We start from the raw sequence: 15721 nt of genomic DNA on the forward strand, positions 1-15721 counted from the left end.
CGCCGGCACTCACCGGCCGTACATCGTCTTGACGACCTTCACGAGCCGGTCGACGTCGGCCGGGGTGCGGTCGAAGGTCATCGAGGGCAGCAGCGAGCGGGCTCGACGCCGGGTGATCGCCTTGGCTCGGCTGAACTCGCGCAGCCCGTCCGCGCCGTGGATCCGGCCGAAGCCCGAGTCGCCGACCCCGCCGAACGGCAGGGTGGACATTCCGGCGAAGGTCAGCGTCGAGTTGACCGAGGCCATGCCGGAGCGTAGCCGCCGGGCGGCCGCCATGGCGCGACGCCGGCCGAAGACCGAGCCGCCCAGCCCGTACGGGAGGGCGTTCGCGCGGTCGACGGCCTCGTCGGCGTCGCGGACGCGGTTGATGGTGAGGGTCGGCCCGAACGTCTCCTCCCGTACGGCGGCGGAGTCCTCCGGCACGTCGACGAGCACCGTCGGGCGCACGTACGGCGGCTGCACCGCGTCCGTGCCGCCCAGCACGGCCCGCCCACCCCGGGCGAGCGCGTCGTCGATGTGCCGGCGGATCACGTCGATCTGGGCGGGCATCGTGATCGGGCCGAGGTCCGCATCGTCGGGGCCCACGGTCAGCCGGCCTGCCCGGTCGACCACCTTCGCCACGAAGGTGTCGAAGACCGGTTCGACGGCGTAGACCCGTTCGATGCCGATGCAGGTCTGCCCGGCGTTGGTCAGCGCCCCCCAGACGCACGCCTCGGCGGCCGCGTCCAGGTCGGCGTCGCTGTCGACGATCATGGCGTCCTTGCCGCCCGCCTCGATGAGCACCGGCGTGAGCGACTCGGCGCAGGCGGCCATCACCTTCCGGGCGGTCGCGCTGGAACCGGTGAAGGCGAGCTTGCCCACCCCGGAGCGGCAGAGCGCCGCACCCACGTCGCCGAGCCCGTGCACCGCGGTGAGGACGGGCTGCTCCGGCGCCACCTCCGCGAACGTGTCCACGAGCCACTGCCCCACCGCGGGCGTGTACTCGCTGGGTTTCAGGACGACCGCGTTACCGGCCGCCAGCGCGTACGCCGTCGAGCCGACGGGGGTGAGGACCGGGTAGTTCCACGGACCGATGACGCCGACCACCCCGTACGGCTGGTACTCCAGGTGACCGGAGAACTCGGCGAGGATGAGCCGGGATCGGACCCGGCGTGGACCGAGCGTCCGCCGGGCGTTGCGCGCGGCCCAGTCGATGTGCTCGACGGCGGTGACGATCTCGACGATCCCGTCGGCGACCGGCTTGCCGCCTTCGAGGTGCATCAGCTCGGCGAGCTCTTCGATCCGCCGGGCGAGCAGGGCCCGCCAGCGCAGCAGCCGTTCCCGGCGACCGGCGAAGCCGAGCGACGCCCACCACTGTCCGGCCGTGCCGGCGCGTTCGACAGCCGCAGTGACGTCGGCCGGGGTGGCGACCGGGAAGCGTCCCGCCTCCGCACCGGTGGCCGGGCTGGTGGAGACCAGGAGGCCGTCTTCGATGGCCGGGGCGCCGGGGACATGCACAGCCGTCATGGCGGGAGTCTAGACCCGAGTATTACTCGCCGGTAGGGGTGATTCGACCGCTGTGCCCGGGTCTTCGGCGCGCCCCCGCTCCTCCCGACCGGCGCGGCGGCACGATGGAGCTGTCGGTCCGCCGCCCGAACCGGCTAACGGAAGGTGTACGGCCGGGGGCGTGGAGGTGTCCGCCCGGCCATGGAGGTGACTACCGTCTGGTGGCACTCTGATGCGGGGAGTGAGGGTGTGGGGTGGAGGGCTGACTGTCCATGGAGGAGCTTCCGGAACTGCTGCCGTTGTTGACGGTCGCCGGTGGTCCGATGCGCGGGGCGAGCTTCCGGCTTCGAGCCGAGGCTCAGTTGATCGGTCGGGCGCCGGCGGCCCACGTCTCCGTCGCCGACCCGCATCTGAGCCGGCGGCACGCCGAGGTGTGGCTCACGCCCGAGGGAGCCTGGCTGCGTGACCTCGGCTCGACCAACGGCACCTGGCTGAACGACCGCCGGATCGGGGGGCTGGAGCAGCTCACCGACGGGGATGTCATCCGGCTCGGCCGTACCGAGCTGCGCTTCTTCGACCCGGGGGTGGCCCGTACCGACCCGGTCGGGCTCCGGTTCGGCCCGGCCCGGCGCGACCACCGACCGACGTTGCCGCTGCCCTTGCCGACGCCTCCGGTGCTGCGCTGACACAGGCCCCACGCGTCGGCGCGAAGAGTCGGGAAGCTCGACGGCACGCGTCGGGGTCTCCGGGCCGGAGCCCGGCGAACGACCACACCTTCGGCCCGCCCCGGATGGGAGTCGGCCACATGGACGGCCGGCAGCCGGGGTGGCAGCATGCCGCGGATGGAGACCGAGCAGCGGATCGTCACGGCGAACGGCATCACCCAGTCGGTACGGGTCGCCGGTCCGCCGGACGGAGTGCCGGTGCTGCTCGTGCACGGCAACTGCTCGTCCGCGCTGTTCTGGGAGCCCCTGGTCCGGCGCCTGCCGGGAACCCTGCGGATCGTCGCGCCCGACCTGCGCGGCTACGGCGACACGCAGACCGCCCCGGTGGACGCCACCCGGGGGCTGCGTGACTTCGCCGACGACGTGGCCGCCCTGCTCGACGAGCCCACCCTCTTCGCCGCGCCGGACGTCCGCCCGCTGGTGGTCGGGCACTCGCTCGGCGGGGGAGTGGCGATGAGCCTGCTGATCGACCACCCCGACCGGGTGGCCGGGCTGCTGCTCGCCGCCCCCGTCTCCCCGTACGGCTTCGGCGGCACCCGCGACGTGACCGGCACCCCGACCACCGCCGACTTCGCCGGCACCGGCGCGGGCACCGCCAACTCCGACTTCGTGCGCCGGCTCGCCGCGCAGGACCGCGGCGACGACGCCCCGGCGAGCCCGCGCAGCGTGCTGCGGGGCACCTACGTGGCGGACCCGACGTCGCTCGGCGGGGACGAGGAGCTGCTGCTCGACAGCGTCCTGTCGACCTCCACCGGGGACGACAACTACCCGGGCACCTCGGTCGCCTCGGTGAACTGGCCGGGCAGCGCACCGGGTGAGCGCGGCGTGCTGAACGCCCTCGCCCCCACGTACCTCCGGGTCGCCGACGACCTGGTCGCGGTCACGCCGAAGCCGCCGATCACCTGGATCCGGGGCGACGCCGACGTGATCGTGTCCGACACCTCGCTCTTCGACCTGGCGTACCTCGGTTCGCTCGGCGTCGTGCCCGGCTGGCCGGGCGAGGCGGAGTGCCCGCCGCAGCCGATGGTCGGGCAGACCCGGGCGGTACTGGACCGGTACGCCGCGGCCGGCGGCGCGTACCGCGAGGTGGTGCTCCCCGGCTGCGGGCACAGCCCGCACCTCGAACGGCCGGCCGAGTTCGTCGCGGAACTGCTGGCGCTGACCGATCACGCGGCCGTCTGACGACCCACCGCCGGGCCGGCGCCGGCCGCGCCCGGACGACGAGGCGAGGCCGCCGGTCGTGGCCGGTCGCTGCCGGAAGCGGGCGCGCTGGGTGAAATATGCCACGGCTTCTCGACAACCCGGCGGTGCATGGCAGACTCGCGCGCATGACTTAGCGGCCGTTCAAGTGGCCGTGCGGAGCGTACTGGGGAGGCCGGTCATGGCACGCGAGTTCACCAGCGTGGGCGTCGTCGGGCTGGGCACCATGGGTGCCGGCATCGTGGAGGTCTTCGCCCGCAACGGCATCGACGTGGTCGCCGTCGAGATCTCCGCGCCGGCCCTGGAGCGCGGCCAGGCCACCCTCACCCGCTCCACCGACCGGGCGGTCGCCAAGGGCAAGCTCGACCCGGCCGACCGGGACGCGCTGCTCGACCGGGTCACCTTTGCCGTCGGCCTCGACGCGCTGCACGCCGTCGACCTGGTCATCGAGGCGGTCCCCGAGCACCTCGACCTGAAGCAGCGGATCTTCGCCGAGCTGGACCGGGTCTGCAAGCCCGACGCCATCCTGGCCACCAACACCTCGTCGTTGAGCGTCACCGAGATCTCCGTGGCCACCAGCCGGCCCAACCAGGTGATCGGCATCCACTTCTTCAACCCGGCGCCCGTGATGAAGCTCGTCGAGGTGATCCGCACGGTCGTCACCTCGGCCGACGTGGTCGCCGACGTGGAGGCGCTCTGCGCCCGGCTCGGCAAGGTCGACGTCACCATCAACGACCGCGCCGGGTTCATCGCCAACGCCCTGCTCTTCGGCTACCTGAACCACGCGGTCGCCCTGTTCGAGTCGAACTACGCCAGCCGGGAGGACATCGACGCCGCCATGAAGCTCGGCTGCGGCCTGCCGATGGGCCCGCTGGCGCTGATGGACCTGATCGGCGTCGACACCGCGTACGAGATCCTGGACACGATGTACCGGCGCGGTGGACGGGACCGCCGGCACGCGCCGGTGCCGCTGATCAAGCAGATGGTCACGGCCGGTCTGCTCGGTCGCAAGTCCGGCCGCGGCTTCTACACCTACGAGCGGCCGGGTTCGCCGGTGGTCGTACCGGACGAGGCGACGCCGGTGGCCCCGGCGGACGCGTTCAGCGAGGGCGGCCGGGCCATCGCCAAGGTCGGTGTGGTCGGCTCCGGGACGATGGCCACCGGGATCATCGAGGTCTTCGCCCGGGCCGGCTACGAGGTCGTCTCGGTGACCCGGGGCGCGGAGAAGTCCGCGAGCATCTGCGAGGCGGTGAAGACCTCGCTCAACAAGGGCGTCGTCCGGGGCAAGCTCAGCGAGGAGGAGCGGGACGGCGCGCTCGGCCGGATCACCTGGTCGGCCACGCTCGACCACCTCGCCGACGTCGACCTCGTCGTCGAGGCGGTCGTCGAGGAGCTGAGTGTGAAGAAGGCGCTCTTCGCCAGCCTCGACGAGATCTGCAAGCCCGGCGTCGTCCTCGCCACCACCACCTCCTCGCTGCCGGTGATCGAGATGGCGATGGCCACCCAGCGGCCGGCGGACGTGGTCGGGCTGCACTTCTTCAACCCGGCCCCGGTCATGCAGCTGGTCGAGGTGGTACGCACCATCCGGACCGCACCGGAGACCGTCGCCACCGCCCGTGCGGTCTGCGCCGCGCTCGGCAAGACCTCGGTCGTCTGCGGCGACCGCTCCGGGTTCGTCGTCAACGCGCTGCTCTTCCCGTACCTCAACGACGCGGTGAAGATGCTGGAGGCGAGCTACTCGACCACGGACGACATCGACCACGCCATGAAGCTGGGCTGCGGCTACCCGATGGGCCCGTTCGAGCTGCTCGACGTGGTCGGGCTGGACGTCGCGCTCGCCATCCAGCGGGAGCTCTACCTGGAGCTGCGGGAGCCGGGCTTCGCCCCCGCGCCGCTGCTGGAGCACCTGGTCACCGCCGGCTACCTGGGCCGCAAGACCGGCCGGGGCTTCCGCGACCACACCCACCGCTGACCCCGGGCCTCCGCGAGCCGGCCGTACGCTTGACGACGTGAGTCCCCGTCGTAACCGTCCCCGCCGGGACGAGAACCCGGACCTGGACGCCGAGCGGGCGCGCCAGGGCATCGGCTCGGTGCAGCAGTGGCGCGACGGCGAGTGGCAGGTACGCGCGATCAGCGGGGGCTCCTCGGTCAAGACGTACCGCTGCCCCGGGTGTGATCAGGAGATCCGCCCCGGGGTGCCGCACGTGGTCGCCTGGCCGGCGGACGGCCGGGGCGACCTGAGCGACCGCCGTCACTGGCACCGCGGTTGCTGGGGCGCGCGGGACCGGCGCGGTCCGGTGATCCAGCGCGGCCGGGGCGCGCCCCGGTACGGCTGAGCGATCTGCGTCACCCTGTTTCCTCCCCGGGCGGGCGGGTTCCACGCCGTCGCGCCAGACTTGACCGGTGAGCACACCGATCCGCGCGTCCTCCGTCCTCCCCGCGAAGCGGGAGGAGATCGAGCTGCACACCGCCGACGGGCTGCGCCTCGTCGGCGAGCTGGCTCGCCCGCTCGACCGGGAACCGGTGGCCACCCTGGTCTGCCTGCACCCGCTGCCGACGCACGGCGGGATGATGGACAGCCACGTCTTCCGCAAGGCCGCCTGGCGGCTGCCCGCGCTGGCCGACGTCGCGGTGCTGCGCTTCAACACCAGGGGCACCAGCAGCCTCCGGGGCACCAGCGAGGGGACGTTCGACAACGCGGTAGGTGAGCGCTACGACGTGGCCGCCGCGATCGAGTACGCCGAGTTCGAGGAGCTGCCGAACATCTGGCTGCTCGGCTGGTCGTTCGGCACCGACCTGATCCTGAAGTACGGCTGCGACCCCGCCCTCACCGGCGCGATCCTGCTCTCCCCGCCGCTGCGCTACTCCAAGCCGGAGGACCTCGCCCAGTGGGCGCAGTCGGGTCGGCCGCTGACGGCGCTGGTGCCCGAGTTCGACGACTACCTGCGCCCGGAGGAGGCGCGGAAGCGGTTCGCGGCGGTGCCGCAGGCCGAGGTGATCGGGGTGTCCGGGGCGAAGCATCTCTGGGTCGGTGACGCGGAGCGGGTGCTCGACGAGGTGGTCCACCGGGTCAACCCGGCCGTCGCCGTGCCGCTGCCCACCACCTGGGACGGCCCGATGGAGACCGGCGACGTCAGCGCGTACGCCGACCGGACGGTGGCCTCCTTCGCCGACCGGCCGGTGCCGGGTCCGCCGCAGGCCCACGCGGGCTGAACGGGCCGGTGGGCGCGGCACCCGGCGCGGCACAGCCCGCCCAGCCGGGTGCGCAGCCCGCCCAGCCCCGGGCGAGCCGGGCGCGGACCCGCCGATCGTCGGTCAGCGTGACTGCTGTCGGGGCAGCACCACCTCGCGCAGGATGATCTGGATGGCGGCCACCGTCGGGATGGCGATCACCGCGCCCACCACTCCGATCAGCCCGACGCCGAGCAGCGCGGCGAGCAGGGCTGCCACCTCGTTGACGTGCACCGAGCGGCGCATCACCTTCGGGTAGATGAGGTAGTTCTCCACCTGCTGGTAGACGAGGAAGAAGACCACGCAGGCGATGCCCGCGGAGAGGTCGGTGGCGAAGCCGACCAGGGTCACGATCACCGCGCCGAGAGTCGCCCCGATCTGCGGGATCAGGTCGGTCACCGCGACCACCACGGCCAGCGCCATCGGGTACGCCAGCCCGACGATCAGGGCGAAGACGAACGTGCTCACCCCGGCGAGCACCGCGATGCAGAGCGCGCCCACCATGTAGGCGCCGACCCGGGTGAGGATCTCGTCGCCGATGAGCTGCACCCGCTCCCGCCGCGACGCGGGCACCAGCGAGTAGCCGAGGGCCCGCAGGCGGTTGAAGTACGCCAGGAAGTAGATGGTCAGCACCAGCACGGTCAGGGCGCGGAAGATGGTGCCGAAGATCAGTTGGGCGCCGCCGAGCACGCCACCGAGGGCGCGTCCCACGGTCTCCGCGTTCACCGCGCCCTGCACCTTCTGCACCAGGTCGTACCGCTCGACCAGGTCGTTGACGGTCTCGCTGCGGCGCAGCTGCTCGATGTAGTTCGGCAGCTGTTCGATGAACTGCCCGGACTGGGTGATGATCGGCGGCACGAGCGCGAACACGCCGCCGCAGAGCAGCAGCAGCACGGCGAACGCGACGAGCGCGACGGAGAGGCCGTGCGGCAGGCCCCAGCGGCGCAGCCGGACCACCGCCGGATGGAGGCCGATCGCGAGGAAGAGCGCGATCACCACCAGGACGAGGATCCCGAACGCGTTGCGCAGGCCGAGATAGAGGGCGTACGCGGCGAGCAGGCCGAGCCCACCGGTGAAGCCGACCAGGAAACTGTTGCGCCGCAGCGGACGCCCCCGCGGCCCGAAGCGCCCCGAGCCGGTGGCCGGTGCGGGGTCGCTCGGATCGTCCGGGGATTCCCCCACAGTGGTGGCGTCCGGGCGGGGCGGGCTCGCCCCCTGCGGTGCCGGAGTGCGCCGGGGCCCCCGGCCCCGCTCCGGCTGCCCCGCCTCGGCCCGCTCCGGATCCGGTCCGTCGGCCCTCGGCCCGTCCTGCGTCACCAGTCCTCCGGTCAGGTTCGGCGACTGCGCCGCCTCATCCGCGTCTCGGGCCTGCTCCTGGCACCGGCCCTGACCGGAGAGTACTGGCTGCCGGCGGGCCGTACCGTCCGCAATCCCGGTCGGCGGCCGCGCTGCCGCTCAGCGGCGACCGCCGCGGGAGGGCGAGCGGTCCCGCCGGGTTCGGATCCGGTTCGGTGGGGCCGGCCGCCGCGTCCGTCCGGCGGGCCGGGTCACTCCTTCTCGACCGAGACCGTGTTGGGTTTGGCCGCCCGCTCGTCGGTGGTCGGCTTGCTGGGCCGCTTCCCGTTCTCACCCGTGCTGGTGATCTTCGTGGGGGTCGCGCCCCGGCCACCCTCGCCGGGTACCGCGGCGACCGTCGGCTCGCCGTCCACGGCCGCACCGGCGGCGCCGTCGTCGACGGTGGTGACCGGCTCGCCCACCGGGCGGGCCTTCGGCTGGCCGCTCGCCTGCGACTCGCCCTCGCCCTCGGCGGTCACCGGCTCGGGCCGGGTACCGGCGGCGCTCGCGCCCGCGGCGCCCTTTCCGGACGCGCTGCCCGCCCCGGCGGGCTGCGCCGGGCTCTCGGTGGCCTGCGCGGTCGCGCCGACCGGCTGGGGCTTGCCGTCCGGCTGCGTCCTGCCGCCGCCCGGCTCGCCCTTGACGCCGCTCGGGCGGGACGTACCCGCCGGCGTCGCCGTCGGGTCGGTACCCGCACCGCGTCCCGCGCCGACGGGCCGGGCCGCCACGGCCGGACCCGCGGCCGCCGTGGTCGCGCCGGCGGGCGGCGGCGAGGTGGGGCCGTCGGAGCCGGCCGGCGCCGTCGCGAGCTGACCCCGCAGCTCGACCAGTTGCCGCTGGAGCTCGTCGGACTCCTGGCGCGACGTCCACGTCTCCTGGCGCAGATCGGCGAGCTTCTGCTGCGCCTGCGCGATCTCCAGCATCACCTGTGCGAGCTGCTGCCGGCCGGACGCGACCTCCTGTTGCGTCGCCGCGAGGTGCTGCTGGGTGGTGGCCAGGGCCTGCTGGGTCGTCGCCGCGTACTCCTCGAACTGCCGCCGGGACGTCGCGACGTGCTCGTCGGCCGTGCGACGCTTCTCGGTCGCCTCCGTCTCGGCCCGGCGCAGCAGCTCGGTGGCCTGCTCCTCGGCCTGCCGGCGCAGCGTGACGGCGTCCCGCTCGGCGGCCTGCCGGACGCGGTCGGCGCCCTGCTCGATCTCGTTCTTGCGCGTCGTGTACTCGGTCTCCAGCTGGTCGCGTCGCGCGGTGAACTCGGTCTCGAGCTCCTGCTGGCGGCGCGTGGTCGTCGTCTCCAGCTCCTGCCGGCGGCGCGTGAAGGTCGTCTCCAGCTCCTGCTGGCGGGACTTGTGCTGCTTCTCCAGGTCGTCGCGGCGCTTCGCGAACTCCTGCTCGGCAGCGGCCCGGCGCTGAGCCAGCTCGCGATCCGCGGTCTCCCGTCGGGAGTTGACCTCCTTCTCCACACCCGCCCGCCAGGCGCCCAGCTCCTGCTGGGTCTGCGCCCGCGACTGCTGCACGTACGACTCGGTCTCGCTCCGCATCCGCTGCACGTACGCCTCGGTCTCGGCGCGGCTGCGCTTGGCGGTCTCGCTCGCCTGCGTCGTGATCCGCTCCGCCTCCTGCTGCGCCTTCGCCCGGGTGGCCCGCCCCGCCATCGCGGCGTCGTCGATGGTCTGCTTCGCCTCCCGCTGCGCCTTGGCGTGGCTGGCCCGCCCGGCCTCGGTCGCCTGGTCGACGAGGCGCTTCGCCTCCTGCTGGGCCTTCGCGTGCACCTCCTTGGCGGCGTCCCGCAGGTCGGTGGCCTCCTGCTGCGCCTTGGCCAGCGTCGACCGGGCGGCCTCGCGCAGCTTGGTGGACTCCTGCTGGGCCCGGGTGTGGATCTCCTTGGCCGCCTCCCGGAGCTGGTTCGCCTCCTGCTGCGCCCTGGTCAGCTCGTCCTGCGCGTTGCGGCGCAGCTTCGCGGACTCCTCCTTGGCGGTGCGCAGCGCGGCCTCCGACTCGGCCTTGCGCGCGGCGGCCTGCCGCTCCTCCTCGGAGCGCCGCGCGGCGAGGGCGATCTCGAAGTCCTTCAGCGCCTTCTCGGCCTGCTCGCGGGCGTCCTCGATGATGTGCTCGGCGGCGGCCCGGCGGGAGTCGATCTCGTCGTTGGCGACGCGGAGGATCTCCTCCGCCTGCTCCTCGGCGAGGGTGAGGATGTGCTCGACGCGGGGGCCGAGGTGCCGGAAGGACGCCCGGTCCACCACGCCGACCTGTTTGCGCACCTGGGCGAGGTCGCGCTGGAGCACCTCGACCTGGCCGGCGAGCTTGTGGATCTGTGTGTACGCCTGCTCCCGCTCTGCCGCGAGAGCCGTGATCTCATGCTCCGCTCGCGCGACGTACCGGTCGACCTGCTTCTTCTCGTACCCCCGCAGAGCGGTCTCGAAGCTGGGCTCCGTGGCCACGTCCCCGCCGAGAGCGAACAGTTCCTCGCCGTGCGACATGCCCTCATCCTCACACGCAACGGGCCCTCCTGGGGCGATACGGACGCCCCTGTCGGCCCTACTTCACTCGGGTCGTACCGGTGGATAACAGTGGGTGGCGAAAAGCGTGCGGCGCGGGGGGCACCGGTCACCCGGTGCCCCCCGCGCCGCGTCATGCCCCGGCCTGTGGTTCGTCAGCCAGCCGATTCCGCGGCCACCTTGTCGCCGCCGGACTTGCCGGCCTCGGGTTTGGCCTCCGCCGCCGCGGCCTGCCCGTTCGGCACACCCGGCACGATGCCGGCGAGGCCGGAGAGCATCTGACCCAGCTGCGACGTCACCGCGTCCTTCTGGCGGGTGAGGTCCTCGACCTCGCGACGGGCCGCCTGCGTGGTCAGCTCGGCCTCCGTCCGCGCCTCGCTGAGCAGGCGCTGCGACTCCGCCCGCGCCTCGGTGAGGGTCTTGTCGGCGAGCGCCTTGGCCTTGTCGATCGTCTCGGCGGAGCTGCGCTCCGACTCGACCCGGCGGGCCTCCGCGCGCTGCTCGATCTCCTTCGCCCGCTCCTGCGCGGCGCGGGCCCGCTGCTCGGCCTCGCTGACCATCTTCTGGGTCTGCGCCACCTGGGCGGCGTGCCGCTCGGACTCCTCGCGCTCGGCCTTCTCCCGGCGCTCGGCGAGCTGGAGCTCCAGGGCCTGGAGGTCCTTGTCGCGCTTGTCCCGCGCGTCGGTGAGCAGCTTCGTCGCCTCGGCCCGCTTCTCCTCGGCCTCCCGGGCGGCCTTCGCCCGCTGCTGGGTGATCTCCCGCTCGGCGGTGGCCCGGAGGGTCGCCACCTCCCGCTCGACGGTGGACTTCAGCTCGGCCACCTCGTGCGCGGTCACCGTGCGCAGCTGCTTGGTCTCGCGGTCGGCGTCAGCGCGCAGCGTGTCGGCCTCGCGGCGGGCCTGGACGCGGACCTCGGCGGCCTCCCGCTCGGCGGCGGTGCGCAGGTTGCCGGCCTCGCGCTCGGCGGTGGCCTTCATCGCGGCCGCCTCGGCGCGGGCCTTGTCGGTGATCTCCCGCGCCTCGAGGCGGGCGGCGGAGAGAATCCCCTCCGACTCGCGCTTGGCCTCGTTGCGGTGGTCGTTGGCCTGCTCCTCCGCCAGTCGGAGGATCTGCTCGACGCGAGTGCCGAGGCCGGAGAGCGTCGGCCGGCTGTTCTCCTCGAGCTGCTTGTTGGTGTCCGTGAGCTTCTGCTCCAGTGCGGCCACGCGCTGGTCGGCCTGGCGGAGCCGACGCTGGGCGTCGTTCATCCGCTGCTCGGCCTCGGCGCGGGCCTGCTCGGACTGGGTGAGCGCGGCGGTCATCCGGCCGAGGAAGTCATCGACCTGGTGGGTGTTGTATCCGCGCAGGCCAACCGTGAAATCTGGCTGTGAGTTCGCGTTATCGAAGAACGCGAGAGGGGAGGATTGCTGCTGGGGCATTGGGACATACTGGCAGACGCCCCAGGGTGCTCCGCAAGAGCGGTACGAACCTTTCGAGTCCTCTTTACATGGTCAACTTCCGCTCGTCACGGGACCGGGCCGGGCACCGATCTTGGCAGCTCCGGGGTGGGTCGGGTCGGCCGCCGCCGGTCGGCGAAAAGGGGCTCACTACGACACCGGCCGGGCCCTTTGTGCGTACCCCGCGTCAGTACGCGAATGGGACGCCGACCGCCCGCCGGAAAGGCGGCGGTGTGGCCCCGCATTGGTCGACGAGTCCTCGCCCGGGTCGCCGGTCCCGCGCCGGCCGCGGGCGGTTCGCCGTGCGGGAGCGGCGGCGAACCGCTCCGCGCCGCGGCGGCCGGCGCGGACGCTCCCGACCGTCACGGCCGCACCGGGCGAACGGTAGTCGCCGTCAGTGACCGCGGAACCGGTTGATCGCGTGCTCGTGCCGGGCGCGCAGCTCCGGGTCGCGGACGCCGAGGCCGTCGCGGGGCGCGAGGCAGCGGACGCCGACCTTGCCCTGGTGGGCGTTGCGGTGCACCTCGTACGCGGCCTGGCCGGTCCGCTCCAGCGGGTAGGTCCTCGACACCGTCGGGTGCACCCGACCCAGGGCCACCAACCGGTTCGCCTGCCACGCCTCGTGGTAGTTGGCGAAGTGGCTGCCGATGATTCGCTTCAGGTGCATCCAGAGGTAACGGTTGTCGTACTGGTGCTGGTAGCCGCTGGTCGACGCGCAGGTGACGACGGTGCCGCCGCGTTTGGCGACGAAGACGCTGGCGCCGAAGGTCTCCCGGCCGGGGTGCTCGAAGACGATGTCCGGGTCCTCGCCGCCGGTCAGCGCTCTGATCCGTTCGCCGAAGCGGCGCCACTCGTCGGCGTCCTGGGTCTGCTCGTCCCGCCAGAACCGGAACCCCTCGGCGGTGCGGTCGATGACCAGTTCGGCGCCCATCTTCCGGCACAGCTCGGCCTTCTCCGGCGAGGAGACCACGCAGACCGGGATCGCGCCCCCGTTCAGGGCCAGCTGGGTGGCGTAGCCACCGAGGCCACCGGAGGCGCCCCAGATCAGCACCACGTCGCCCTGCTTCATGCCGGCGCCGTGCTGCGAGACGAGCTGCCGGTACGCGGTCGAGTTGACGAGTCCCGGGCTGGCCGCCTCCTCCCAGCTGAGGTGCCGCGGCTTCGGCATCAGCTGGTTGGCCTTGACCACGGCCAGCTCGGCGAGGCCGCCGAAGTTGGTCTCGAAGCCCCAGATCCGCTGCTGCGGGTCGAGCATCGTGTCGTCGTGGCCGGCGGAGTCCTCCAGCTCCACGGAGAGGCAGTGCGCCACCACCTCGTCGCCGGGTTGCCAGCGGGTCACCCCGGGCCCGGTACGCAGCACCACGCCGGCCGCGTCCGAACCGACCACGTGGTACGGCAGGTCGTGCCGGCGGGTCAGCTCGGAGAGCCGCCCGTAGCGCTGGAGGAACTTGAAGGTGGGCAGCGGCTCGAAGATGCTCGTCCAGACGGTGTTGTAGTTGATGGCGCTGGCCATCACGGCCACCAGCGCCTCGCCGGGGCCCAGTTCGGGCGTCGGCACCTCCTGGACGTGCAGCGCCTTGCGTGGGTCCTTGTCGCGGGCCGCCATTCCGTCGAAGATGCGGGTCTCGTCGGCCCGTACCACGACGCCGCGGTAGCTCTCCGGCACCGGCAGGCCGGCGATCGCGGCGAGTTCCCGCCCCGGCTGGTCGGAGCCCTCGGCAGCCATGATTGCTTCGAGGATGTCCTGCACGGTGACCTCCCGTTCGTCCGCACCCGCACGCGCGGGACTGGGTGCTGCCATCGTCGGCGCCGGGACGAGCGGCCACCATGTCGGCGTCCGACACATCGCGTCCCTGCTGGAGGCGGACGTTACTGAACGGTAGCTAGGGCGGGAAGTCCCCTGTGAACAATTGCATCCACCGATGCGTGAAGGTGTCCGGGCGGCCGTCGCACCGCGCAGACTCGCGCTCGCCGGGCGGTCCGCGGGGCCCCGGCCGCGCGACAGGCGGCGGCCGGGGCGCCCGGTCAGTGCGCCGCGGGTTCGACCAGCTCCACCAGCACGCCGCCGGCGTCCTTCGGGTGGACGAAGTTGATCCGAGAGTTCGCGGTGCCGCGTCGCGGCTCGTCGTAGAGCAGCCGCATTCCGCGCTCGCGCAGCGCCGCGCAGGCCGCGTCCACGTCCGCCACGGTGTACGCCACCTGCTGCACCCCGGGGCCGTTGCGATCGAGGAACTTCGCGATGGTGGACTCCGGCGTGAGCGGGGCGAGCAGCTGCACGCAGCCCCCCTCGACGTCGGGGCCGACGGCGAGCATCGCCTCGCGTACGCCCTGCTCGGTGTTGGTCTCGGTGTGCACGCAGCGCATCCCGAACGTCTTCTGGTAGAAGTCGATCGCGGCGTCCAGGTCGGCGACGGCGATGCCGACGTGATCGATTCGCCGTAGCCCGATGTCTGTGACGTAGTCCGCAGCGGGCTCGGCGGGGGAGTTCTCTGCCATGACGCTAGTCTGGCCGAACAATCGTTAAGGCGTACAGGTCGGCACCCCCCTCGGAGGCAGCTATGGCTTCGGTGATCGTCAGCGGCGCGCGGACCCCGATGGGGCGACTGCTGGGCAACCTCAAGGACCTTCCGGCCACGAAGCTCGGTGGGATCGCGATCAAGGCGGCCCTGGAGCGCGGTGGCGTCAGCCCCGAACAGGTGCAGTACGTGATCATGGGGCAGGTGCTCCAGGCCGGCGCCGGTCAGATCCCGGCCCGCCAGGCGGCGGTAGAGGCGGGCATCCCGATGAGCGTGCCGGCGTTGACCATCAACAAGGTCTGCCTCTCCGGCCTGGACGCGATCGCCCTGGCCGACCAGCTCATCCGGGCCGGCGAGTTCGACATCGTCGTCGCCGGTGGCATGGAGTCGATGACCAACGCCCCGCACCTGCTGATGGGGCAGCGGACCGGCTACAAGTACGGCGACGTGGTGATCAAGGACCACATGGCGCACGACGGCCTCTCCGACGCCTGGGACTGCTGCTCGATGGGGGAGTCCACCGAGCGGCTCGGCGGCAAGCACGGCATCACCCGCGAGGAGCAGGACGCCTTCGCCGCGGGCAGCCACCAGAAGGCCGCCGCCGCGCAGAAGAACGGGCACTTCGCCGACGAGATCACCCCGGTGGTCATCCCGCAGCGCAAGGGCGACCCGCTGGTGATCGGCGAGGACGAGGGCATCCGCCCGGACACCACCGTCGAGACGCTGGCCAAGCTCCGCCCGGCGTTCACCAAGGACGGCACGATCACCGCCGGCAGCTCCTCGCCGATCTCGGACGGCGCCGCCGCGGTCGTCGTGATGAGCAAGGCCAAGGCGAAGGAGCTGGGGCTGACCTGGATCGCCGAGGTCGGCGCGCACGGCAACGTCGCCGGCCCGGACAACTCCCTGCACTCCCAGCCGTCGAACGCCATCCAGCACGCGTTGCGCAAGGCCGGGCTGACCGTCGCCGACCTCGACCTCATCGAGATCAACGAGGCCTTCGCCCAGGTCGGCATCCAGTCCGTCCGCGACCTCGGGATCAGCCCGGCGAAGGTGAACGTCAACGGCGGCGCCATCGCGCTGGGCCACCCGATCGGCATGTCCGGCGCCCGCCTGGTCCTCACGCTCGCCCTGGAGCTGCGGCGGCGTGGCGGCGGCACCGGCGCGGCGGCCCTCTGCGGCGGCGGCGGCCAGGGCGACGCGCTGATCATCCACGTTCCGGCCCGGGGCGAGAACGGCAAGTGAGCACCACGAGCGACCGGGTCGCGCGGACCCGCGCTCGCCGACCGAAAGTAGCCCCG

The 15721-nt window shown here is 72.9% G+C and carries 12 protein-coding genes; 6 read left to right on the plus strand and 6 right to left on the minus strand.

The annotated features are described in order from the left end of the window. Positions 1 to 9: 9 nt before the first annotated feature. Positions 10 to 1506 (minus strand): aldehyde dehydrogenase family protein, encoded by a 1497-nt coding sequence (locus D7044_RS12590; RefSeq protein WP_120688913.1) that lies wholly within the window; start codon positions 1504 to 1506, stop codon positions 10 to 12. 251 nt (positions 1507 to 1757) lie between these two features. On the opposite strand from D7044_RS12590, the gene D7044_RS12595 reads away from it, so the two are divergent. The 5 genes from D7044_RS12595 to D7044_RS12615 all read left to right on the plus strand — a co-directional run bounded on the left by D7044_RS12595 (position 1758) and on the right by D7044_RS12615 (position 6623). Then, positions 1758 to 2171: an FHA domain-containing protein gene (locus D7044_RS12595; protein ID WP_120679530.1), complete on the plus strand. Its 414-nt coding sequence runs from the start codon at positions 1758 to 1760 to the stop codon at positions 2169 to 2171. A gap of 147 nt (positions 2172 to 2318) precedes the next feature. Next, positions 2319 to 3392: an alpha/beta hydrolase gene (locus tag D7044_RS12600; RefSeq protein WP_199716593.1), complete on the plus strand. Its 1074-nt coding sequence runs from the start codon at positions 2319 to 2321 to the stop codon at positions 3390 to 3392. A gap of 199 nt (positions 3393 to 3591) precedes the next feature. Then, positions 3592 to 5382: a 3-hydroxyacyl-CoA dehydrogenase family protein gene (locus tag D7044_RS12605; protein ID WP_120688914.1), complete on the plus strand. Its 1791-nt coding sequence runs from the start codon at positions 3592 to 3594 to the stop codon at positions 5380 to 5382. Positions 5383 to 5419: 37 nt separating this feature from the next. Continuing rightward, on the plus strand, positions 5420 to 5746 hold the full coding sequence (locus D7044_RS12610; protein WP_120679536.1) for a hypothetical protein: 327 nt from the start codon (positions 5420 to 5422) through the stop codon (positions 5744 to 5746). Between the two features lie 67 nt (positions 5747 to 5813). Next, a complete protein-coding gene (locus tag D7044_RS12615; RefSeq protein WP_120679538.1) occupies positions 5814 to 6623 on the plus strand; it encodes an alpha/beta hydrolase in 810 nt (269 codons plus the stop codon). A 102-nt stretch (positions 6624 to 6725) separates the two neighbouring features. On the opposite strand, the gene D7044_RS12620 is transcribed toward D7044_RS12615, so the two are convergent. The 5 genes from D7044_RS12620 to mce form a co-directional block, all read right to left on the minus strand. Next, positions 6726 to 7823 carry an AI-2E family transporter gene (locus D7044_RS12620; protein WP_120679540.1) on the minus strand — a complete coding sequence of 366 codons (1098 nt, stop codon included), beginning with the start codon at positions 7821 to 7823 and terminating at the stop codon, positions 6726 to 6728. 365 nt (positions 7824 to 8188) lie between these two features. Then, the gene (locus D7044_RS12625) at positions 8189 to 10453 is read right to left on the minus strand and encodes a hypothetical protein (protein ID WP_120688915.1); all 2265 of its coding nucleotides are present in this window, start codon (positions 10451 to 10453) and stop codon (positions 8189 to 8191) included. 173 nt (positions 10454 to 10626) lie between these two features. Next, positions 10627 to 11889, minus strand: coding sequence for a DivIVA domain-containing protein (locus tag D7044_RS12630; protein ID WP_120679544.1), 1263 nt, complete (start codon positions 11887 to 11889; stop codon positions 10627 to 10629). 412 nt (positions 11890 to 12301) lie between these two features. Next, complete coding sequence (ccrA, locus tag D7044_RS12635) at positions 12302 to 13657, minus strand: crotonyl-CoA carboxylase/reductase (RefSeq protein WP_120688916.1); 1356 nt, start codon at positions 13655 to 13657, stop codon at positions 12302 to 12304. A gap of 275 nt (positions 13658 to 13932) precedes the next feature. Next, positions 13933 to 14403 (minus strand): methylmalonyl-CoA epimerase, encoded by a 471-nt coding sequence (mce, locus tag D7044_RS12640; protein WP_120688917.1) that lies wholly within the window; start codon positions 14401 to 14403, stop codon positions 13933 to 13935. A gap of 62 nt (positions 14404 to 14465) precedes the next feature. Between mce and D7044_RS12645 the strand changes: the two genes are divergently transcribed. Beyond that, positions 14466 to 15665, plus strand: a complete 1200-nt coding sequence (locus D7044_RS12645; protein WP_120679550.1) for an acetyl-CoA C-acetyltransferase — start codon at positions 14466 to 14468, stop codon at positions 15663 to 15665. Positions 15666 to 15721 lie beyond the last annotated feature (56 nt).

This window comes from Micromonospora musae (genome assembly GCF_003626635.1).
Classification (GTDB): domain Bacteria; phylum Actinomycetota; class Actinomycetes; order Mycobacteriales; family Micromonosporaceae; genus Micromonospora; species Micromonospora musae.